22 protein-coding genes are annotated in these 21,245 nt (G+C 68.4%); 7 read left to right on the top strand and 15 right to left on the bottom strand.

Annotation, left to right across the window (positions count from 1 at the left end; translation table 11 throughout):
• Nucleotides 1–4: 4 nt before the first annotated feature.
• The 4 genes from PGN25_18855 (at nucleotide 5) to PGN25_18840 (ending at nucleotide 5,415) form a co-directional block, all read left to right on the top strand.
• Nucleotides 5–805, top strand: a complete 801-nt coding sequence (locus tag PGN25_18855; protein ID MEH3119580.1) for an ABC transporter permease — start codon at nucleotides 5–7, stop codon at nucleotides 803–805.
• Nucleotides 802–1,905, top strand: a complete 1,104-nt coding sequence (locus PGN25_18850; GenBank protein MEH3119579.1) for an ABC transporter ATP-binding protein — start codon at nucleotides 802–804, stop codon at nucleotides 1,903–1,905. The genes PGN25_18855 and PGN25_18850 overlap by 4 nt, the downstream gene beginning before the upstream one ends.
• A gap of 644 nt (nucleotides 1,906–2,549) precedes the next feature.
• Nucleotides 2,550–3,869, top strand: coding sequence for a hypothetical protein (locus PGN25_18845; GenBank protein ID MEH3119578.1), 1,320 nt, complete (start codon nucleotides 2,550–2,552; stop codon nucleotides 3,867–3,869).
• A gap of 112 nt (nucleotides 3,870–3,981) precedes the next feature.
• Nucleotides 3,982–5,415, top strand: coding sequence for an NAD-dependent succinate-semialdehyde dehydrogenase (locus PGN25_18840; protein ID MEH3119577.1), 1,434 nt, complete (start codon nucleotides 3,982–3,984; stop codon nucleotides 5,413–5,415).
• A 376-nt stretch (nucleotides 5,416–5,791) separates the two neighbouring features.
• On the opposite strand, the gene PGN25_18835 is transcribed toward PGN25_18840, so the two are convergent.
• Nucleotides 5,792–6,451, bottom strand: coding sequence for a L,D-transpeptidase (locus tag PGN25_18835; protein MEH3119576.1), 660 nt, complete (start codon nucleotides 6,449–6,451; stop codon nucleotides 5,792–5,794).
• A gap of 420 nt (nucleotides 6,452–6,871) precedes the next feature.
• Between PGN25_18835 and PGN25_18830 the strand changes: the two genes are divergently transcribed.
• Complete coding sequence (locus tag PGN25_18830; protein ID MEH3119575.1) at nucleotides 6,872–7,378, top strand: hypothetical protein; 507 nt, start codon at nucleotides 6,872–6,874, stop codon at nucleotides 7,376–7,378.
• A 36-nt stretch (nucleotides 7,379–7,414) separates the two neighbouring features.
• Here the strand turns inward: PGN25_18830 and PGN25_18825 are convergent, their stop codons facing one another.
• The 10 genes from PGN25_18825 to hisB all read right to left on the bottom strand — a co-directional run bounded on the left by PGN25_18825 (nucleotide 7,415) and on the right by hisB (nucleotide 15,470).
• Nucleotides 7,415–7,936, bottom strand: a complete 522-nt coding sequence (locus tag PGN25_18825) for a response regulator (GenBank protein MEH3119574.1) — start codon at nucleotides 7,934–7,936, stop codon at nucleotides 7,415–7,417.
• A gap of 217 nt (nucleotides 7,937–8,153) precedes the next feature.
• The gene (locus PGN25_18820; GenBank protein ID MEH3119573.1) at nucleotides 8,154–9,287 is read right to left on the bottom strand and encodes a transglycosylase SLT domain-containing protein; all 1,134 of its coding nucleotides are present in this window, start codon (nucleotides 9,285–9,287) and stop codon (nucleotides 8,154–8,156) included.
• Nucleotides 9,288–10,184: 897 nt separating this feature from the next.
• Nucleotides 10,185–11,198, bottom strand: coding sequence for a type I pantothenate kinase (coaA, locus tag PGN25_18815; GenBank protein MEH3119572.1), 1,014 nt, complete (start codon nucleotides 11,196–11,198; stop codon nucleotides 10,185–10,187).
• A complete protein-coding gene (locus tag PGN25_18810) occupies nucleotides 11,195–11,518 on the bottom strand; it encodes a phosphoribosyl-ATP diphosphatase (protein MEH3119571.1) in 324 nt (107 codons plus the stop codon). The genes coaA and PGN25_18810 overlap by 4 nt, the downstream gene beginning before the upstream one ends.
• A 121-nt stretch (nucleotides 11,519–11,639) precedes the next feature.
• Complete coding sequence (hisF, locus tag PGN25_18805) at nucleotides 11,640–12,416, bottom strand: imidazole glycerol phosphate synthase subunit HisF (GenBank protein ID MEH3119570.1); 777 nt, start codon at nucleotides 12,414–12,416, stop codon at nucleotides 11,640–11,642.
• A gap of 11 nt (nucleotides 12,417–12,427) precedes the next feature.
• Nucleotides 12,428–12,910, bottom strand: a complete 483-nt coding sequence (locus PGN25_18800; GenBank protein ID MEH3119569.1) for a DUF29 domain-containing protein — start codon at nucleotides 12,908–12,910, stop codon at nucleotides 12,428–12,430.
• A gap of 23 nt (nucleotides 12,911–12,933) precedes the next feature.
• On the bottom strand, nucleotides 12,934–13,680 hold the full coding sequence (gene hisA / locus PGN25_18795; protein ID MEH3119568.1) for a 1-(5-phosphoribosyl)-5-[(5-phosphoribosylamino)methylideneamino]imidazole-4-carboxamide isomerase: 747 nt from the start codon (nucleotides 13,678–13,680) through the stop codon (nucleotides 12,934–12,936).
• Nucleotides 13,681–13,723: 43 nt separating this feature from the next.
• A complete protein-coding gene (gene hisH, locus PGN25_18790; GenBank protein ID MEH3119567.1) occupies nucleotides 13,724–14,386 on the bottom strand; it encodes an imidazole glycerol phosphate synthase subunit HisH in 663 nt (220 codons plus the stop codon).
• The gene (locus PGN25_18785) at nucleotides 14,383–14,865 is read right to left on the bottom strand and encodes a DUF2628 domain-containing protein (protein ID MEH3119566.1); all 483 of its coding nucleotides are present in this window, start codon (nucleotides 14,863–14,865) and stop codon (nucleotides 14,383–14,385) included. The genes hisH and PGN25_18785 overlap by 4 nt, the downstream gene beginning before the upstream one ends.
• A gap of 17 nt (nucleotides 14,866–14,882) precedes the next feature.
• Nucleotides 14,883–15,470, bottom strand: a complete 588-nt coding sequence (gene hisB, locus PGN25_18780) for an imidazoleglycerol-phosphate dehydratase HisB (protein MEH3119565.1) — start codon at nucleotides 15,468–15,470, stop codon at nucleotides 14,883–14,885.
• A gap of 178 nt (nucleotides 15,471–15,648) precedes the next feature.
• On the opposite strand from hisB, the gene PGN25_18775 reads away from it, so the two are divergent.
• Both PGN25_18775 and PGN25_18770 read left to right on the top strand, forming a co-directional pair.
• Nucleotides 15,649–16,554, top strand: coding sequence for a metallophosphoesterase (locus PGN25_18775; GenBank protein MEH3119564.1), 906 nt, complete (start codon nucleotides 15,649–15,651; stop codon nucleotides 16,552–16,554).
• Nucleotides 16,555–16,589: 35 nt separating this feature from the next.
• Entirely contained in the window at nucleotides 16,590–16,853 is a 264-nt protein-coding gene (locus PGN25_18770; GenBank protein ID MEH3119563.1) for a YARHG domain-containing protein, read from the top strand.
• Nucleotides 16,854–17,125: 272 nt separating this feature from the next.
• On the opposite strand, the gene PGN25_18765 is transcribed toward PGN25_18770, so the two are convergent.
• The 4 genes from PGN25_18765 to petA all read right to left on the bottom strand — a co-directional run bounded on the left by PGN25_18765 (nucleotide 17,126) and on the right by petA (nucleotide 20,997).
• Nucleotides 17,126–18,001, bottom strand: a complete 876-nt coding sequence (locus PGN25_18765) for an S-methyl-5'-thioadenosine phosphorylase (protein ID MEH3119562.1) — start codon at nucleotides 17,999–18,001, stop codon at nucleotides 17,126–17,128.
• A gap of 204 nt (nucleotides 18,002–18,205) precedes the next feature.
• A complete protein-coding gene (locus tag PGN25_18760) occupies nucleotides 18,206–19,099 on the bottom strand; it encodes a cytochrome c1 (protein ID MEH3119561.1) in 894 nt (297 codons plus the stop codon).
• A gap of 22 nt (nucleotides 19,100–19,121) precedes the next feature.
• Entirely contained in the window at nucleotides 19,122–20,414 is a 1,293-nt protein-coding gene (locus PGN25_18755; protein ID MEH3119560.1) for a cytochrome b N-terminal domain-containing protein, read from the bottom strand.
• A gap of 34 nt (nucleotides 20,415–20,448) precedes the next feature.
• Entirely contained in the window at nucleotides 20,449–20,997 is a 549-nt protein-coding gene (petA, locus tag PGN25_18750; GenBank protein ID MEH3119559.1) for a ubiquinol-cytochrome c reductase iron-sulfur subunit, read from the bottom strand.
• Nucleotides 20,998–21,245 lie beyond the last annotated feature (248 nt).

Raw genomic sequence — 21,245 nt, 5'->3', positions numbered from 1 at the left:
AACGATGCTTCTCACCTATTCCCGCCTCGGCGCCCTGCGCTTCGTGCTCGGCGGCATCGGCCTCGCGGTCGGGCTGTTCCTCCTGCTCCCGATCCTGGTGCTCGTCGCGCTGTCCTTCGGCGACTCGCAATGGATGCAGTTCCCGCCGCCGGGCTGGACCCTGCGCTGGTACGCGGAGCTCTTCGACGATCCCGACTGGATCTTCGCCTTCCTGACGAGCCTGCGGATCGCCGCCTGGGTCACGGTGCTGAGCGTGGCGCTCGGTCTGGCGGCCTCGTTCGGCCTGGTGCGCGGTCGCTTTCCCGGCCGGGAGGCGGTGCGGGCGCTCTTCCTGATGCCGATGATCCTGCCGGTGGTCGTGCTGGCGGTGGCGCTCTACGCGCTGTTCCTCAGGCTCCGGCTCAACGGGACGGAAGTCGGCTTCGTCCTCGCCCACCTCCTGCTCGCCCTGCCCTTCTCGGTGATCGCGATCAGCGGCGCCCTGGAGCGGTTCGATCCGTCGATCGAGGACGCGGCGGTGCTGTGCGGCGCCTCGCCGCTCGAAGCGAGGCTCCGGGTCACCCTGCCGGGCATCATGCCGGGCATCGCCACCGCCGCCCTGTTCTCGTTCCTCGCCTCCTGGGACGAGGTCGTCGTCGCGATCTTCATGGCGAGCCCGGACATCCAGACGCTTCCGGTCCGGATCTGGGGCGTGCTGCGCCAGGATCTCTCCCCCGTCGTCGCCGCCGTCTCGACGCTGCTCGTCGCCCTCACGGCCGTGCTGATGCTGCTCTCCGCCGCGCTGAAGAAGGACGTTCGCGCATGAGCTCTCCGTCCAGCCATCCCTCCAGCCACCCCTTCCTGGCGATCCGCGGCATCCGGCGCAGCTACGGCCCGGTCGTGGCGGTCGAGGGGGTCACCCTGGACGTCGCCCGCGGCGAGTTCGTGACCTTCCTCGGGCCTTCCGGCTCCGGCAAGAGCACCACGCTCTACGTCATCGCCGGCTTCCAGGAGCCGAATGCCGGCGACGTGCTGATCGAGGGCCGCTCGATCCTGAACACGCCCTCGAACAAGCGCAACATCGGCATGGTGTTCCAGCGCTACACCCTGTTCCCGCAGATGACGATCGCCGAGAATGTCGGCTTCCCGCTCAAGGTGCGGCGCTGGAACCGGGCCGACATCGACGCCCGGGTCAGGGCGATGCTCAAGCTCGTGCATCTCGAGGCCCATGCCGACCGCAAGCCGGCGCAGCTCTCCGGCGGCCAGCAGCAGCGCGTCGCGCTGGCCCGGGCGCTCGCCTACGAGCCGCCGCTCCTGCTGATGGACGAGCCGCTCTCGGCCCTCGACAAGAGCCTGCGCGAGGAACTCCAGCACGAGATCAAGCGGGTCCACCACGAGACCGGCGTGACCATCCTCTACGTGACCCACGACCAGGAGGAGGCGCTGCGCCTGTCCGACCGGATCGCCCTGTTCCGCCAGGGCCGGATCGAGCAGCTCGGCACCGGGCGGGACCTCTACGACGCGCCGGCCTCGCGCTTCGTCGCCGGCTTCATCGGACACTCGAACTTCATGCCCTGCCGCATCGACCGGCAGCGCGGTGGGGCGGACGGAGCGATCCTCCTCGACGACGGGACGCCCGTGAGCGGCGTGTCATTGGGGGCGATGCCGGCCCAATCCGATACCGGCGTGCTGATGGTGCGGCCCGACGCGATCCGGCTGCACGATCCCGGCAGCGCCCCGGCGGGGGCGATCTTCGGGACCGTCGACGAGGCGAGCTTCTGCGGCGAGGCGATGCAGTACAGCGTCGCCACCGCCTGGGGCGAGAACCTCACGGTCCGCACCCCCTGCGGCGCCGGTCGCGCCCGGGTCGGCGAGCGGGTCGCCCTGGCCTGGCGGCCGGAACAGGCGCAGATCTTCCCGAACTGACCCGGCACCGCCGCGATGCGGCCGGTCGCCGGTGCGCCGAGACGAGGACGCCGTGCAGATGGGCGGCGCCCTCGACTTGGATCGACGGTTCTTCGGTCCGGTATGTCGGGCGGCGACAAGTCGATGGTCTGAAAATTCTCCGACAAAGATCAATATTTCACCTGTATGCCTTTCGAAACGGCTTGCCATCTTACGGTCTTCCGTAATACGATAAGACATCGAAGCGGAAGGGCAGCTTTTGCTCCGGCTTCCTGAGTTCGACGCAAATTCCGTCGATGATTCGCGCGTTTGCAGGGAATTTTCAAATATTCATGCGGATCGCGATGTGATCATTGATGTTATTCTGATGTATTTCACTTTTTACGTGCTGTCATGACGACGATGTTTCTGGTCGTCGAGCGCTGAAGCAAAGCGTTCGTCGGATTTCCCATGTGCTGTGACCTCTTCGAGGCCCCATGAAGCGAAAGCTTGTCCGCGGGACGACGGAGCATGGAGGCCGGCGCGTGATCCTGGGCTTTCGGCCCTGATCTCGTCCGGCCGTTGGCGGTCGGACGGGAGGTCGCGCTCAACCCAATCCATCGTCCGTGGGCCGACTCCACCGCGGCGCGGATCCCATCCTCCTGACAGGCGAGAGGTCGCGCACCGTGAAGCCGATGAAGCTGGCAGTCGTTCTCGCCCTCTGTACGGGCGTCGGGCTCTTGCAGGACCATCCTGTCCTCGCTCAGGATCAGGGGACACAGGAAATCGATGCCGAGCCGAGCCCGGTCAACCGCGAACAGCCGATCGCGGTGCCCGACCCGACCCCCAACCCCGAACCGGCGGCGGGCTCGGTCGGCCAGTTCACCTTCGGCGGTGCCTTCCGCGTCCGCTACGACATGCGCTTCGACGATGTCAGCCGCGGCGGCGTCGCCAAGACGTCGGAACATTTCTCCTTCGACACGCTCTCCCTGAAGGCGGTCTACGAATCGGACACGCTCTTCGGCGCGGCGCAGTACCGCTTCTACGGCGGCAGCTTCCTCTACGGACCGCGCTTCGGCTACGACGGCCATCCGGGTGAGGTGAACTTTCCGATGTGGGCCTATCTCGGCCTCAAGCTCACGCCCGAGGACAGCCTCACCTTCGGCATGAATCAGGTGCCGTTCGGCCTGACGCCCTACTTCACCAACACCTTTCTCGGCTCGCTCGGCTTCGTGATGGGCGTGGAGGAGGTCTACAATCTCGGGCTGAAGTACGCGCATGTCGAGCCGGACTTCAATTACCAGTTCGGCTTCTATCCGGGCGCCAACCCGAACGCGTTCGGCATCAGCCGCGACAGCGCGCGCTATTCGACGAACATCGTCATCGCGGACAGCTACATCCCGTTCGGGACGCGCAACGCCGAAGAGAACATGTTCATCGGTCGGGCGGAATACTTCTTCGTCAAGAACGACGTCGCCTCGCTCGCGCTCGGCGCCTCGATCTGGCACTCGAGCATCTACAACTTCGATACCCGCCAGACCGGTTCGAAGCAGCTCGAGAGCGTGCATCTCAACGCCACCCGCGGTCCGTGGGGCTTCAAGGCGATCTACGTCCGCCAGGACATCGATCCGAGGAACCCGATCCGCAACGACCTGCTGACGGTCGGCGGCTTCGACGTCTCGTACAACATGGCCACGCGCGGCCACTTCGTCTCGGCCGACGTGTCCTACAAGGTCGCCGAACCGATCGGCCCGTTCACGATCGTGCCCTATCTGAACTACAGCGCCTACTTCAAGGATCGCGCCGATTTCAGCACTTCCGAGCGCTTCACTCTCGGCACGATCTGGACGCTGACGGCCGATCCGAGTCTCATCATCTACACCGAAGGTCTGTTCGGCCGAAACGATCCCTATATCGGCGCTGGGCAATACACCAGCGGTCTCGCCATGGGCGGCGACAGCAAGTGGAAAAAGGCGTTCTTCGTCAATATCGGATACTACTTCTAGCGAGAGCGAGCGCTCCGTGCCGGGCCCGATGCCGGCGCGGAGCAAAACGGAACCATCACGCGGTTTCCCGGGCGACTCGCAAGGCGGGCGCGGGACAAGGATGCGAGTACCCATGGCCTATCCGAACACCGGACTGCAGATCGGCGGCGCCTGGATCGCGGCGGAAGCCCGCGACGCGATCCCGGTCGTCAACCCTGCGACCGGAGAGGTGATCGGGGCGGTCGCCAAGGCCACCGTCGACGACCTCGACCGGGCGCTGGCGGCCGCCGCGCGCGGCTTCGCGACATGGCGCGCCGTCTCGGCCTTCGATCGCGGGCGCATCCTGCGCCGGGCCGCCGACCTGCTGCGCGAGCGCGTCGAGGGAATCGCCCGGCTGATGACCCTGGAGCAGGGCAAGCCCCTGCGCGAAGCGCGGGTCGAGACGCTGTCGGCGGCCGACACCCTCGACTGGTTCGCCGAGGAGGGCCGGCGCGCCTACGGCCGCGTGATCCCACCGCGGGCGGAAGGGGTGGTGCAGATCGTGGTGCGCGAGCCCGTCGGGCCGGTCGCCGCCTTCACCCCGTGGAACTTCCCGATCAACCAGGCGGTGCGCAAGGTTGCCGCCGCCCTCTGCGTCGGCTGCGCGGCAATCCTCAAGGGGCCCGAGGACACACCGGCGAGCTGTGCCGAGCTGGTGCGGGCGCTGCTCGATGCGGGCGTGCCGGGCGACGCGCTCGGACTGCTCTACGGCGATCCCGCGGCGATCTCCGGCCATCTGATCCCGGCACCGGAGATCGCCAAGATCTCCTTCACCGGCTCGACCGCCATCGGCAAGGAACTCGCCGCCCTTGCCGGCCGGCACATGAAGCGGGTCACGATGGAACTCGGCGGGCACGCCCCGGCGATCGTCTGCGCCGACGCCGACATCGAGCGCGCGGTCGAAATCCTGGCCGCCAACAAGTTCCGCAACGCCGGGCAGGTCTGCGTCGCGCCGACGCGCTTCCTCGTCGAGCGCCCGGTCTACGACGAGTTCGTCGACCGCTTCGCCGCCCGCGCCGCGGCGATCACCGTCGGCGACGGCCTCGACGAGAGCGTGCAGATGGGGCCGCTCATCCACGAGCGCCGCCGCCTCGCCGTGGAGGCGCTCATCGCCGACGCCGAGGCCGCGGGCGGCCGGATCGCGACTGGGGGCGGGCGCCCGCACAACCGGGGCTTCTTCATGGCGCCCACGATCCTCACCGACGTGCCCAAGACTGCGCGCATCCTGAACGACGAGCCGTTCGGCCCGGTCGCGACGATCGCAGCGTTCTCGGATCTCGACGAGGCGCTCGGGGAAGCCAACCGCCTGCCCTTCGGCCTTGCCGCCTACGCCTACACCTGCTCGAACCGGACGGCGACCCGACTCGGCGCGAACATCGCCTGCGGGATGCTCGGCATCAATCATCACGGGCTGGGTCTGCCCGAGACGCCGTTCGGCGGCGTTGGCGATTCCGGATACGGTAGTGAGGGCGGTCCGGAAGCCTTGGAAGGCTATCTATCGACGAAGTTTATCACCATGGCGACGTAGAGAAACGGTTGATCGATCGATGTCTGCTTCATCGTTAACTCGGACGGCGGAAATTTCTGCCTTTTGATAATGATGATCAGAGGTCGTGTCCGTGCTTTGAAATTTTGGAGCACGCTTTCATTGCATGAGTTCGAAAGCGCACTCCGACGAGGCGGCAGCCCGTTCGTCGGAAGGACACGCGCAGGCCGTAGGCGAGGCTGAGCGCGGCGCGGTACTTCAGAGTGCCTCACGAAACTCCCGATCACCGACCGCGCCTGCTCCGGGCGCGACAGCGTAGCGGGAGTTTCGTGAGAGACACTCAGGATCGGCGCCTGCGCGGGAAGCAGCGCCACCTCCTCGAGCCTGAGCACGACCGGCAGGCGCTCGTCGGCACGATTCAGTTCACGATGACCGTGGCGCCGACCTTCACCCGCGAATAGAGATCGGTGACGTCCTCGTTGGTCATGCGGATGCAGCCCGAGGAGACCGCCTGCCCGATCGTGTCCGGCTCGTTGGAGCCGTGAATGCGGTATTCCGACCTGCCGATATACATCGCGCGGGCGCCGAGCGGGTTCTCGATGCCGCCGGCCATGTAGCGCGGCAGGTCCGGGCGGCGGGCGAGCATCGCCGCGGGCGGGGTCCAGCCCGGCCACTCGCGCTTGGCGGTGATCTTGTTCACGCCGCTCCAAGTGAAGCCCGGCCGGCCGACGCCGACGCCGTAGCGGATCGCCTGCCCATCCGGCAGCACGTAGTAGAGGCGCCGCTCGGCGGTGGAGACGACGACCGTACCCGGCGCGTAGCGGCTGCCGTACCCGACGATCTCGCGGGGGATGCGGGCGACCTGGGCCTGCGCGGCCTCGGCCTCGCCGTAGCCCTGGGTGCCGGAGCCGCCGCGCGCGGCATAGGGGTCGTAGACGGGCCAGCCGCCCTGCGAGGATTGCTCCTCGTAGGTGTCGTCATTCGATCCGAACGGATCGTAGGGGGCCGCCCGGGCGGCGCCGGTCGCGAGAACACAGACGCCGATAACGCCGGCGAGAACAGATGCCAGGGTCTTCATCGAAAGGGCCTACCTGTGCAGTAATCTTTGCTGTTACAAGCCTGACTGTGCTTGGTCGGTTCCCGGCTGTTTACGGATTTTGAACGGCTTGGCCGTGCGGCCTCTCACATCGGCTTGGCCGTAGCGTCGTGATCGCTCCGGGCTCGACGTCTCCGCGGCCGCGGGAGCGACCGCTTCCGAGACCATCGGACGAGGCGAGACCGTACCCGAGGCCGCATGACGGCCGGCAGCGTCATGGAACGCGCCTTCGGGCCAGTCGATCCAGGCGCCGCCTTGCGATTCGCCCGCGCTCCGAACCCGGTAAACCACTGGTTCTTCGAGAGAAAGTCTCTCCGGTGCAGATCTGATCGCATCCTGGTTTGATTTCCCCGCAAGCACGACCTAGCGTAACCGCCTCGCAACTTGGAAGGGCTTGAAAGTATGGTGGGTTGGATCCTCGGTAAACTGAAGTGGCTCGCGGTTCTCTGCGCCGTCGGCGGCCCGATCGTCGCCTTCGGCTGCTGGCAGGACGGCCAGCGGCGGCGGGAGGTGATGGCGACGGGGGTTCAGGCCGAGGCGAGCATCGACGGCGCGACGCGGGTCAAACGGCGGCGGGGCGGCACGAGCTACAAGCTCGATCTGAGTTGGCAGGATGCCGGCGGCCTCCAACGCAAGGCCGAGGGCGTCTCGATCTCGCACGCGCTGGCGGGGCAGCTCATCGTCGAGAATCGGCTCGTCGCCGACACGCTCCCCATCAAGTACGCGTCGGCCGATGCGGGATCGCCGAAGGCGGACGAGAACGTCATCATCCTGGATGACAACGCGCATCAGGAGCAGACCGATCGGGAGATGATCTATGTCGGCGCCGGTGCGGGCGTTCTCGGCCTGATCGCCTCGGCCCTGTTCTTTCTGCCCTGGCGTCGGCGGCGCGAGGCGGTCGCGGCCTGATCGCCGTCTTCACGCGGACGGAAACTTCGAAACGAATCAGCTCACGGGGGGCGAGGGGTCGCGGGCGGCCCGCTCGGCCTCCGCCAGCACGTCGAGGGCGCGCCAGGGTTTCGGGATGAACACCGCGCCTTCGGGCAGGGCCACGCCGGGCTCCGGCGCGACGCCCGAGGTCACGACCAGCCGGGTGCGCGGCCACAGGGTGGCGATGGCGCGGGCGAGCTGCAGCCCGTCCATCGCGCCGGCGAGGCGGATATCGGCGAAGACCAGGGCGACGTCGCCGCCGCGCTCCTGAAGCACGGTGAGCGCGCGCTCGGCGCTGTCGCAGCCGATCACGCGCATCTCCGTCTCTTCGAGCACGCTTTCGGCCAGCTCGCGGGTATCGCGCTCGTCCTCGACGACGAGGGCGATGCGGGCGTCGGGGCGTTCGTCCTTCGGGGGCGCCGAGCGGTCCGCATGGTCCACGCGCCGAACCAGGGCGGCGAGATGATCGGGAACGCCTTCCGCCACGAGGTTGTCGTAGCAGGAGGCCAGGGCCTGCCCGATCTGGTCGAGCGGCATGCCCGGCATCAGGGGATCGGCGGCCTGGCCGCGATACGATCGATCTCGAAACGAGTCGTTCAAGGCGAAACGATCCTCTCTCGCGCGTCCGGGCGGCGATCAAGACCCCTCGCGGAATCCGAGGTCCGAGACGCCGCACAGGACAACAAAGCGGGCGGGGGCCGCCGAGTTGCCGTCGAAGGGAGATTTTCGCGGTCGCGGACCCGCCGCGGTGGGCCTACTGCGCCGTTTCGGCGTCGGCGAGGGTGACGAGACCGGCCACGCTGCGCACGTCGCGGTAGCGGTCGCCGCGGGCGCTCATCATCGCCTCGAACTTCTGGTGCACCTGGGCGACCGAGAGGCTGGCCGGCTTGCGGTGGCGGCCCCGGCCGGTGGTGCCGGCGAAGAAGATCGAGCGGTTGGCCCGGGCCGGGCCCGGCAGCAGGGTCGCGGCGGCGGCGGTCGGCTTCTCCACCACCCGGGACAGGAAGTTCTCGGCGTCGTCCGGCCCGAGGAAGTGGGCGAGGTAGACCTCGCCGAGGGTCAGCTCGCGGCCGATCTTCAGGGCGATGCGCGCGGCGTCGCGCTTGAGCATCTCGCCGGCCAGGACGGCGGAGAGATAGGGATCGCGGCGCAGGTCGAGGATACGGGTCCGCTCGGCCTGATCCTGGATCGACGGCTTGTCGTTGGCGTCCGGCACGACCTCGACGGCCTCCTTCTCGTACCCGTATTTGGGTCCGAAATCGCGGATCACACCGAGCCAGGTGCGCTCGATGAACTGGAACAGGCCGGTGGCCGAGGAGGTCTTGGCCTGGACCGCGGTGATGAAGCTCGACTCCTTGTCGGCGACCGCCATGAGCAGGACCGGATCGGTCTGGACGGCCTGCGCCGCCTTGACGATGGTCTGGACGAGGTGGCGGCGGATCTTCATCGGCCCGAATTCGAGGATGTCGTTCGGGTCGCCGGTCGAGGTCTGCGACAGCAGGAAGTCGTAGGAGACCCGATCGACGGTGTTGGCGCCGAGTTCGGTGTCGAGGTCGTCCACCGGGCGGAAGCGCGACGCGGCCGCGAGCACCGACGGGACCGGCGCCTCGGGCGCCAGCGCCTGGAGACGCGGCTTCGGCATGGTCAGGTCGGACACCTTGGTCGAGGCCTCGGCCCGGCCGAGATCGGTGCCGGCGTTGAGCAGGATCGCGCTCAGTCCCCCGGCGAGCAGGGTCATCGAGAGGACGGAGCGGACCAGCGCCGTGCGGCTGCCATGGTCGCGGCCCGTGCGGGCGTTCAGCGTGATGACGTCGGAGGAAGGGGTGGGGCGCCCGCTCTTGCGAGGGGTCCGGTTGGTCCGCGGCGATCCGATCGTACGGCCCTGCATCGTTGTCGTCGCTCACTCTTCGTGATGGCGCCAGCGGCGTCTGGGCAACAGTTACGCCTTCGGATGTGGCGCAAACACGGCCGAGGTTGTGGCATCCCCAGGGCAGCGCGGGGCAATTTGCGGGCAGGCTGAACCGTTTGCAGCGTTGTCCCCGGTGTTTTCCACCAGCGGGCACCCCATCGAAACGATCGCTCATCGACTCGATGAGGCTTCAGTCCATACCGGCCGAGGTGGTGCGGCAGCCGACCGTTTCAGGGACTTGAAAGGGCCGTGGCCTGAAACGACCCGCCCATAGGTGCCCTTTCTCGAAAGAGGCGCGATTCCCGCTCGATGCATCTCAGAGCCTGTTTGATTGCGGTGCTCCCATCCCCACCCTCATCCTGAGGTGCCGCGTGAGCGGCCTCGAAGGATGCTCCAGATCCCCGCGCGATTCCTGGAGCCCCCTTCGAGGCCTCCGCTGCGCTCCGGCACCTCAGGATGAGGGTTCAGGATGGGAGCAGGGCTTTCCTCTCGACTTGCCGTTGCTTGACGAAGACACGGCGGCCGGTCAAACAGGCTCAGACCAGTACAATGAAAGCAGAACGGCGACGTCGCAGAGGTTCATCGGTCGTGTCGCGTTCCGCTCATCGTCGAACGAGGCTCACCTCCCCGGCATTCAGCCGAGTGATAGTCGCAATACGGATTCGGGAGCTCGGGACTGAACATCGACAAGTGCGGAGTAGACGCATTCCTCGACCATCACCTGCCTGGAGGGCCAGCGCGGGCGAACTGTCAATTGCGAGACCTCATCGGCCCGAAGTATGAGCAACGACAAGCAAATACCCTCAGAATAACAAAGCTTGATTGGACAAGAGAAAGGCGGGCGTCATCGATTGCTGCAATGTTCCGACGAACCGATCACAACCGCCGCAGCGCCACGCTCTCGATGCGGTGGCTCGGCCCCTTGGCCAGGATCAGGCTCGCGCGCTGGCGGGTGGGCAGGATGTTGTCGCGCAGGTTCGGCAGGTTGATCGTCGTCCAGAGCCGGTCGGCGATGTCGAGGGCCTCGGTCTCGGCGACCTCGGCGTATTTACGGAAATAGGAGAGCGGATCGCGGAACGCGGTCTGGCGCAGGCGCAGGAAGCGGTTGACGTACCAGCGGTGCAGGTCGTCCTCGTGGCCGTCGAGATAGATCGAGAAGTCGAAGAAGTCGGAGACGAAGGGGATCGCGGTGCCGTCCCGCGGCAGGCGGGCCGGCTGGAGGACGTTGAGCCCCTCGACGATCAGGATGTCGGGCGATTCGATCACCTGCTCCTCGCCGGGAACCACGTCGTAGACGAGGTGGGAATAGACCGGGGCGGAGACCCGCTTGTGGCCGGCCTTGATGTCGGCGAGGAAGCGCAGGAGCGCGGCGCTGTCGTAGCTCTCCGGAAAGCCCTTGCGCTCCATCGCGCCCATGCGCTGCAATTCGGCGTTGGGGTGGAGGAAGCCGTCGGTCGTGATGAGATCGACCTTCGGGGTGTTGGGCCAGCGGGCCAGCAGCGCCTTCAGCACCCGCGCCGTGGTCGATTTGCCGACCGCCACCGAGCCGGCCAGCCCGATGATGTAGGGCACCTTGGCGTCGTGCTCGGCGAGCAGGAAGCGCTGCGTCGCCTTGAACAGACCCTGCGTCGCCGCGACGTAGAGCGAGAGCAGCCGCGAGAGCGGCAGGTAGATCGCCACGACCTCCTCGATGGAGATCGGGTCGTTGAGGGATTGCAGGCGGCCGATATCCTCGGCGGTCAGCGTCAGCGGCGTATCGGCGCGAAGCTGGGCCCATTCTTCCCGCGCGAAGATCCGGTAGGGCGAGAGGCGGCCCGGCCCCTGGCCGGTCACCGGATTCTGGCGCTCCTCCGGTTCGATCCCGGCCGGCGGGATCGGGGCGCCGATCATGCATGCCTCCGCGAAGCCTTCTCGGCGAGCCCGCTCTGGGCGGTGCGCCGGCCCAGCTCCGCCATGACCTCGTCGAGCGGAACGCCGACGGCCTTCAGCGTCACGACGAGGTGGTAGAGCACGTCCGCGGCCTCCGAGACGAGCGCCCTGCGGTCGCCCTGCACCGCGGCGATGGCGGCCTCGACCGCCTCCTCACCGAGCTTCTTGGCCGCCTTGGCCGGCCCCTCGGCGAGGAGCTTGGCGGTGTAGGAGCTTTCGGGAGGGGTGCCGGCCCGGCTGTCCACGAGGGCGGCGAGGTCGTCGAGGCTGAACTTCGTCATCAGGCGTGCAAGCGGAACCCGGACCATGCGGCATCGCATGATCGGACACCGGCTTCCCGGACCCTGCGCAGGCCCGGCGCCCCGGTCAAGGGGCGCCGGGCATCGGCGCAGCCGATACCCGTTACGGATCGAGCCGCATCGCAAGTCCGGCCGCGGCCATGTGGGCCTTGGCCTCGCCGACGCTGTGCTGGCCGAAGTGGAAGATCGAGGCGGCGAGCACCGCGCTCGCCCCGCCGTCGCGCACGCCGGCCACGAGGTCGTCGAGCCCGCCGACGCCGCCCGAGGCGATCACCGGCACCTTCACCGCATCGGCGATGGCGCGGGTGAGCGCGAGGTCGTAGCCGGAACGCGTCCCGTCCTTGTCCATGGAGGTGACGAGGAGTTCGCCCGCCCCCCGCTCGGAGACCGTTCGGGCGAATTCGACCGCGTCGATGCCGGTGGGATTGCGCCCGCCATGGGTGAAGATCTCCCAGCGCGCGGCCTCGCCGGCGCCGGAGACGCGCTTGGCGTCGATCGCCACGACGATGCACTGATCGCCGAACTTCTCCGCCGCCTCGGCCACGAAATCGGGGTTCTTCACGGCGGCGGTGTTGATGCCGACCTTGTCGGCGCCCGCGAGCAGAAGGGTGCGCACGTCCGCGACCGTGCGGACGCCGCCGCCGACGGTGAGCGGCATGAAGCAGGCTTCCGCCGTGCGGCTCACCACGTCGAGCAGGGTGCCGCGATCCTCGTGGCTCGCGGTGATGTCGAGGAAGCAGAGTTCGTCGGCCCCGGCCGCGTCGTAGGCCTTGGCCGACTCGACCGGATCGCCGGCGTCGCGCAGTTCGAGGAACTGCACGCCCTTCACGACGCGCCCGTCCTTCACGTCGAGGCAGGGGATGATGCGGGTCTTGAGCACGGAGACGTCTTTCAGGGGGTCGGGGCGTCGGGATCGACGGGGAAGAGCCGCGACCGGATCTCGTCGAGAGAATAGGGGCAGGTCTCGGGGAAGCGCTTGAGCGGGATGCGCGTCTCCTTCGACGCACCGAGGCGGGCGCCGCGATAGGCGCGCTCCAGCGCCTCCGGCAGCCGATGCTTCAGGCCCGGATTGTCCTTCAGGACATCCGCCGCCTCACCGCGCTGCGCCGCGATCGAGATCGCCCAGCTTCGGGTTCTCCTGTCCGGCTGATGATCGAACTTGAGCATGTGCAGGAGGATCACCCGCCACGCGCCGACGAGGCTGTTGAACTCGCTGCGTCCCAAGCTCTCGATCTCCTCCGCCAGATTCGCGAGGTCGAGGGCCGAGAAGTCCGCAGCCCGCAGGCGCGCGCCCTGCTCCTGGGTCCAGGTGTAGAAATCGTCCTCGTAGGCGGTGCCGGGCCGTGTCGGGACGGCGGCCTTCACTGCGCTCATGCGAGCCTCCTGCCCGCACCCTATCACGAAGTCGCGGCCCCTTTGGAGCGGGCGATCGCCGCGAGCGCCTCCTTCGGATCGATGCGTCCGTCGTAGAGGGCGCGGCCGGTGATGGCGCCCGCGAGCACGGCGCAGTCGGGCTCCAGCAGGCGCTCGACATCCGCCATCGAGGCGAGCCCGCCCGAGGCGATCACAGGGATGCTGACGGCGGAGGCCAGCGCCAGCGTCATCTCGATGTTGAGGCCCTTGAGGATGCCGTCGCGGGCGATGTCGGTGTAGATGATGGCGGCCACGCCCGCATCCTCGAAGCGGCGCCCGAGTTCTTCCGCCGTCATGCTGGAGGTCTGGGCCCAGCCCTCCACCGCGACGCGGCCGTCCTTGGCGTCGATGCCGACGGCGATGCGCCCCGGATGGCGGCGGGCGGCCTCGCGCACGAAGGCGGGATCGCGCACCGCCGCGGTGCCGATGATGACGCGGCTCACGCCCTTCTCCAGCCAGCCTTCGAGGGTGCGCATCTCGCGCACGCCGCCGCCGAGCTGCACCGGCAGGCTGACGCGGGCGAGGATGGCATCGACCGCCGCGGCGTTGCGCGGGGCGCCGGCGAAGGCGCCGTCGAGATCGACCACGTGCAGCCAGGAGAAACCCTGCGTCTGAAAATCCGCGGCCTGCGAACCGGGGTCGTCGTTGAAGATCTTGGCCTGGGCCATGTCGCCCTGAACCAGACGGACGCAGCGTCCTTCCTTGAGGTCGATGGCCGGATACAGGATCACGCGTTGGCTCGCCCGAAATCGATGTGTCGGAAAGCGGGCGCCCTCAGGGGCGCCAGCGCAGGAAATTGCCGAGCAGCGCCAGCCCGAGGCGCTGGCTCTTCTCGGGGTGGAATTGCGTGCCGGCCACGTTGTCGCGCGCGACCAGCGCCGTGACCGGACCGCCATACTCGGCATGGGCCACCACGTCCGCCGGCTCGGCCGGCCGCAGCGCGAAGCTGTGGACGAAGTAGGCGTGAAGCCCACCCGGTCCCGTCTCGATGCCGTCGAGCAGGGCGTGCTCGCGGTCGAGCTGCAGCGTGTTCCAGCCCATATGCGGGATCTTGAGCGCCGGGTCGGCGGGCTCGATCGGCGCGACGTCGCCGGGAAGCCAGTCCAGCCCCGGCGTCTCCTCGTATTCGAGGCCGCGGCTCGCCATGAGCTGCATGCCGACGCAGATGCCGAGGAACGGCCTCGCCCTCTCCCGCACCGCTTCGGTCATGGCCTCGACCATGCCGGGCACGGCATCGAGGCCGCGGCGGCAATCGGCATAGGCGCCGACGCCGGGCAGCACCACGTGGTCGGCCGCCGCCACCGTCTCGGGCACGTCGGTGACGAGGATGCGGGTGCCGTCGAGCCCGGCCTCGCGGGCCGCGCGCTCGAGGGCCTTCGTCGCCGAGTGGAGATTGCCCGATCCGTAATCGATGATCGCGACGGTCTGCCCGCTCACCGTCCACCCTCGCTCGCCGGGAAGAAGCCGATCACCGCATCCTCGTCGCGGCGCTGGACCGGCCGGACGGGGTTCGTCGGGCGGGCGGGCGCCTCCGCATCGAGCCAGCGGGCGGCGGCCTTCATCTCGGCCTCCTCCTGCGAGCCCGCGATCACCGCGTCGCGGGCGGGCCGTCCCCGGCGGCCATAGGTCCAGCGGCGCAGGCTCGACGCCTCCATGCCGATCAGCAGGCTCGCCAGAACGACGACGACGAACGCCGCGAAGGTCGGCAGGCCGAGCGCCCGGCCGGCCAGCGCCAGCGTGACGAGACCGGCGAGCACGAGGAGCGCGGCGAGCCAGAGGCGATGGCGCACGAACCACAGCACCGTGAAGGCGAAGGCGCCCCAGGAAAAGCCGTCGCGCACGATCTCCGCCCGCTCCAGCGCACGGGCGTCACCGCGGACGGCGCCCTCGGGAACGTGCAGCGTGTAGGTCCGCATTCCTCGCCTCCCGATCTTCAGAGCGATCCCTTGGTGGAGGGCACCCGGCCCTCCTCCCGCGGGTCGATGGCGACGGCCTTGCGCAAGGTCCGGGCCAGTCCCTTGAACAGGCTCTCGGCGATGTGGTGCGCGTTGTCACCGTAGAATGTCTCGACGTGCAGCGTGATCCCGGCGTTCATCGCGAAGGCCTGGAAGAACTCGCGCACCAGCTCGGTGTCGAACCGGCCGATCTTCTCGACGCGAAAACTCGTGCGGAACACGAGGAACGGCCGGCCGGAGATGTCGATGGCGACGCGGCTCAGCGTCTCGTCCATCGGCAGGTGCGTGTCGGCGTAGCGGGCGATGCCGCGCTTGTCGCCGAGCGCCTTCGCCACCGCTTGCCCGAGCGCGATACCGGTATCCTCGGTGGTGTGGTGCTGATCGACGTGCAGGTCGCCCGCGACCTTGATCTCGACATCGAACAGGCCGTGCCGCGCGAACAGTTCCAGCATGTGGTCGAGGAAGCCGACGCCGGTCGAGACGGTGGCCTTGCCGGTGCCGTCGAGAGCGATCGAGACGGAAACGTCGGTCTCCGCCGTGCGGCGGCTGATGCTGGCGGTACGCATCGCGTCTTGGATATCCGACCCTGGAACGGTCGGCGGGCCCGAACGGCCGGCCGGGCCTGCCTTGTAGTGTGGTTTTACCCGGCGGGGGAAGGGTTTTGGCGGCCGATCGCGCCATCGAACCGTCATCCGCCGGTCATGCGCGGGCGTCAGCCTCCTTCGCCCAGTTCGAGGAGTTGCCATGCTGTCCCGCCGTTTCGTCCTCGCCGGCAGCGCCGCGCTTCTTGCGGGAAAGGCTCAGGGTGCGGAGGGACCATTGCGCTTCGGCGTCATCGCCGACCCGCAATATGCGGACGCCCCGCCCGACCGGACGCTCGGGCGCTACTACACCGCCAGCCTCGACAAGATGCGCGCGGCGGTCGCGACCCTGAATCGCGAGGATCTGCGCTTCGTCGTGACGCTCGGCGATATCATCGACCGCGATGCCGCGAGCTACGAACGAATCCTGCCGATCTACCGGACGCTGCGCCACGAGACGCGCTTCGTGCTCGGCAACCACGATTTCCAGGTCGCGCCCGAGCATCTCGGGCAGGTGACGGGGCGGCTCGGGATGGAGCGGGCCTTCTACGACTTCGCCTCGGGCAGCATCCGCTTCGTCGTGCTCGACGGCAACGACGTCTCGCTGTTCGCGCCCCCGCCGGACGATCCCCGCCGGGCGCTCGCCGAGGCGCGCCTGGCGGAGGCGAAGGCGGCCGGCCGGCCCAACGCGCAGGCGTGGAACGGCTCCTTGAGCGATTCGCAGCTCGCGTGGCTGGAGCAGCGGCTCGCGGCGGCCCGCGCGGCCGGCGAGCGGGTCGTGGTGCTCAACCACTACCCGGCCGCACCGGAGAACCCGCACAATCTCTGGGACGCGGACCGGATCGTCGGCCTTCTCGCACGACAGCCCCACGTCGTCGCCTACTTCAACGGCCACAATCATGCGGGCAACTACGCCGAGCGCGACGGAATCCACTACGTCAATTTCCACGGCATGGTCGACACGCCGGACAGCTCGGCCTTCGCCGTGGTGGAGATCGCGGGCGGCCGGATGGACATCCGGGGTTTCGGCCGCGAGCCGAGCCGCTCGCTCACCCTCAAGTCCGCCTGAGGATGCCGACGCCCCGGCGGATCGGAGCCCGCCTCATGCGCCTTCTCGCCGCTTCGCCTCTCCTGTCGGTCGCCGCCTCGGCCGCCCTCGCGGCCTTCCCCTGCGACGCGCTGTGGGGCGAGCGCAACGCGATCGACAAGAACGCCGGCGAGGGCTTCCGCACGGAAGGGGCGGTCCGCGCCTTCGGCAATGCCGGTTACCGGTACGACGACTGGGCCGACGTGCCCCTTTCCGCCCGCCAGCGCGCCGACATCGCCGGGATCCGGCGCCGGGAGCGCGAGAACGGCTGCACCTGCTGATTTCTTAGCGGCTCTGCCGTCACCGCGAGCAGGCTCCCCCCTCTCCCCGCGTGCGGGGAGAGGCCCGCAGGCACCTCGTCGTGCCTGCGGGAAGCGAAGGCGAAGCCGGAGCGGGGGTGAGGGGGCGGCTCAGGATGAGGCTCATTCGGCCAAGCCCCCTCACCTTCGGCTGCCGCCTCGTCGCGCCGACGACAGGGTCGTCGCGACCCTCTCCCCGCAAGCGGGGCGAGGGGCCGCAGCCTCGGCCGATGCGACGGTTCTCCGACGAGCCGTCAGCCCTTCAGCACACGCCCGGCCACGGCATCGAGTTTAGCCACCAGCTCCGGGTCGCGGTGGGCGGGTGCGGTCATGATCGCGCCGTCGAGGGCGCGGTGCGAGCCCGCCGGGCACTCCTCGCGCTCGGCCGGAAAATCGCGGGCGACGCGGGCGACGAGCTGGGCCGCCTTGTGGGCGTTGGCGCGGGCGACCGTGATCACCGAGGCCACGTCCACGCTGTCGTGGCTCGGATGCCAGCAATCGTAGTCGGTCACCATGGCGATGGTGGCGTAGGTGATCTCGGCCTCGCGGGCGAGCTTGGCCTCGGGCATGTTGGTCATGCCGATGACGTCGAAGTTCGACGCCTTGTAGTGCTTCGATTCGGCGAGCGTGGAGAATTGCGGCCCCTCCATGCAGACGTAGGTGCCGCCCCGATGCACGGCGATGCCCTCGGCCTCGGCGGCAGCGGCGATGCGCCTCTGCAGGAGCGGCCCGACCGGGTGGGCGAAGGGCACGTGCGCGACGCAGCCGTTGCCGAAGAACGAGGTCGCGCGGCCGAAGGTGCGGTCCACGAACTGGTCGACGAGCACGAACAGGCCGGGATGCAGCTCGTTGCGGAACGAGCCGCAGGCGGAGAGCGAGACGATGTCGGTCACGCCCGCGCGCTTCAGCACGTCGATGTTGGCGCGGTAGTCGATGCCGGTGGGCGAGAAGCGGTGGCCGCGGCCGTGACGGGCCAGGAACACCACCTCGGTCTGCCCGATGCGGCCGATGCGCAGCGCATCGGAGGGTTCGCCCCAGGGCGAGGTGACCGTCTCCTCGCGGACATCCTCCAGGCCGGGCAGGTCGTAGACGCCCGAGCCGCCGATCACGCCGAGAACCGCTGCCGTCATGCGAGTATCCCTTGTGGTGCCGCCGCAACCGCGACGCCCGCACCGCGCGTTTTCCGCACGGCAGGGGTCGCGTTCGGCGATGACGTTTCGAATACGCCCGGATCGGCCCGTCCGGCGGTGGAAAGCCCTTAGCGCAGGCCTCCCCGCACACGCAAACGGGCCCGCGAGGGGCCCGTTCGTCCGTCAGGTTCCGAGCGGCAGGTTTTAGTAGGTCTTGTGCAGCTCGGGCTGGAGGCCGTGAACCTCGCCGCCGACCTTCTTCCAGACCTGCTTCTTCACGTAGTAGAGCAGGCCGGCGAGCACGATCAGGAACAGGATCACCCGCAGGCCCAGCGCCTTGCGGGCCATCATGTGCGGCTCGGCCGCCCAGGCCATGAAGGCGGACACGTCGCGCGAGTACTGCTCGACGGTCTCCGGCACGACCGGCTCGCCCTTGTCGTTCTTCGCGTAGGTGATCTGCCCCTCGCTGAGCGGGTTCGGCATCGCGATCACGTGGCCGGGGTAGTACTTGTTGTAGAAGCCGCTGTCCGGCATCGTGAAGCCCTTCGGGGCCTCCTCGTAGCCGTTCAGGAGGGCGTGGATGTAATCGACGCCCTGCTCCGAGTAGCCGGTGAAGGGCAGGGCATCGAGGACGAACCAGGGGAAGCCGCGCTCGTAGGTGCGGGCCTTGGCCAGCACCGAGAAGTCCGGCGGCGCCTTGCCGCCGTTGGCCGCGGCCGCCGCCTTGTCGTTCGGGAAGGGCGGCGGGAAACGGTCGGCGGGACGGGCCGGACGTTCCTTCTCGGAACCCGAATCGTCGAGTTCCTTGACGCTGTAGGTCTCGGCGAGCGCCTTGACCTGCCCTTCGGTGAATCCCGGTCCGCCGGGCTCGGCGAGGTTGCGGAAGGCGAGCAGCCGCATGGAGTGGCAGTTGGCGCAGACCTCCTTGTAGACTTGGAAGCCGCGCTGGAGCTGCGCCTGGTCGAAGCGGCCGAACATGCCGGCGAAGCTCCATGTCTCCCGCGGCGGGTTGGTGCCGTGCCCGTCCTCGGCCAGAGCCGAGCCGGCACCGAGGGAGGCCGCGAGCAGAGCCGCGGCGGCGAGGCGTGCGATGCGCATCGTTGTTCTCTCCCTCTGCCCGTTAGCCGCGCTTGGCCGGTTCGGCCGCCGCGCCTGCGGGCATGCCCGACCCGTTCACCGGCTTGCCCGGACCCGTGACGGTCTCGAGGATCGAGCCCGGCAGACGGTCAGGCGTCTCGAACAGGCCGACCAGGGGCATGACGACGAGGAAGTGGGCGAAGTAGTAGACGGTGCAGAGCCGCGAGGCGAGGACGTAGCCGCCTTCCGGGGGCTTGGCGCCGAGCCAGCCGAGCAGGATGGCGTTGGCCAGGAACACCCAGAAGAACACCCGGTAGACCGGACGGTAGTTGCAGGAGCGCACCCGCGAGGTGTCGAGCCAGGGCGCGAAGGCCAGGATCAGCACCGCGCCGAACATCAGGATCACGCCGCCGAGCTTGTCCGGCACCGCGCGCAGGATCGCGTAGAAGGGCAGGAAGTACCATTCCGGCACGATGTGCGCAGGCGTCACCGAGGGGTTGGCCGGCACGTAGTTGTCGGCGTGGCCGAGATAGTTCGGCTGGTAGAAGATGAACCACGCGAACAGGATCATGAACACCACCACCGCGAACACGTCCTTGATGGTCGCGTAGGGGGTGAAGGGCACCGCGTCCTTGCTCGACTTGATCGGGATGCCGGCCGGGTTGTTCTGACCCGTCACGTGCAGCGCCCAGACGTGCAGGACGACGACGCCGGCGATCATCCAAGGCAGCAGGAAGTGCAGCGAGAAGAAGCGGTTGATGGTCGGGTTGCCGACCGAGTAGCCGCCCCAGAGCAGGCTCTGGATCGTGTCGCCGACGACCGGAATCGCCGCCAGGATGTTGGTGATGACGGTGGCGCCCCAGAAGCTCATCTGACCCCACGGCAGGGTGTAGCCGAGGAAGGCGGTGGCCATCATCAGCAGGTAGATGATGACGCCGAGCAGGTAGAGCACCTCGCGCGGGGCCTTGTAGGATCCGTAATAGAGGTTGCGGAAGATGTGGACGTAGACCGCCACGAAGAACATCGACGCGCCGTTGGCGTGCGCGTAGCGCAGGAGCCAGCCGTAGTTCACGTCGCGCATGATGTGCTCGACGCTCTCGAACGCGTTGGCCGAACTCGGATCGTAGTGCATCGCTAGCCAGACGCCGGTGACGATCTGGATGCCGAGGAAGGCGATCAGGATCGCGCCGAAGGTCCAGAAGTAGTTGAGGTTGCGCGGAACCGGGAAGGCGACGAAGGACGAGTGCACCAGCCCGACCAGCGGCAGCCGTGACTCGAACCACTTCGCGAGGCGGCTCCTGGGTACGTAGGTCGAGGTCGCGTGTGCGCTGCTCATCGGTTTGCCCGCTCCGGCTTCTCGTGTCCTGTTGTCAGGCGACCGCCTTGCCGCCCTCTTCGCCGATCCTGATCTTCGTGTCGGACTCGAAGGCGTAGGGCGGGATCGGCAGGTTGATCGGCGCCGGACCGCGGCGGACGCGGCCGACCGCGTCGAACTGCGAGCCGTGGCAGGGGCAGGACCAGCCCTCGTAATTGCCGGAATGGCCGATCGGCACGCAGCCGAGATGGGTGCAGTTGCCGTAGCTCACGAGCCACTGGTCGTGGCCCTTCTTCACCCGCGAATCGAAGGTGGCCGGGTCGATCATTTCGGAAAGGGGCACGGCCTTCATGTCCGCGACTTCCTTCTCCGTGAGCTTGCGCACGAAGATCAGCTTGCCGCGCCAGAACACGTTGACGATCTGGCCGTCCTGGATCGGGCTGAGGTCCACGTCGAGCGGCGCGCCGGCCGCGACGGTGGCGGCGTCGGGGGCCATGGAGGCCACGAAGGGCCATGCCGCCGCGCCGGCTCCGACGGCCAATCCCGCGCCGGTCGCGAGGAAGAGGAAATCTCGCTTGGTGCCCTGAGGCCCTTCGTCCGCCAAGGTGCTCCTCCCGTCAGCCGTCACGCCGAGCCTCTCCGTGCGACGCACCGGGCCAGTCGCGCCCGTGCATACCTTGGAGGCTTTCGAATTCAAGATCCCGCGCAACGGCAGACACCATTGCGCCGCGGCAATCAATGCGACCGTGGGTCACCGGATTACCGTCATCCACCGCGCGGCTCTGTGACATGTCAGATGCGAACATGTCCAGACTGCCGCGCTTGCGCGCTGTGCGGCGCCGCAACGATCCC

This window comes from Methylorubrum populi (genome assembly GCA_036946625.1).
Taxonomy (GTDB): domain Bacteria; phylum Pseudomonadota; class Alphaproteobacteria; order Rhizobiales; family Beijerinckiaceae; genus Methylobacterium; species Methylobacterium populi_C.
This window is presented reverse-complemented; position numbering and strand designations above follow the sequence as displayed.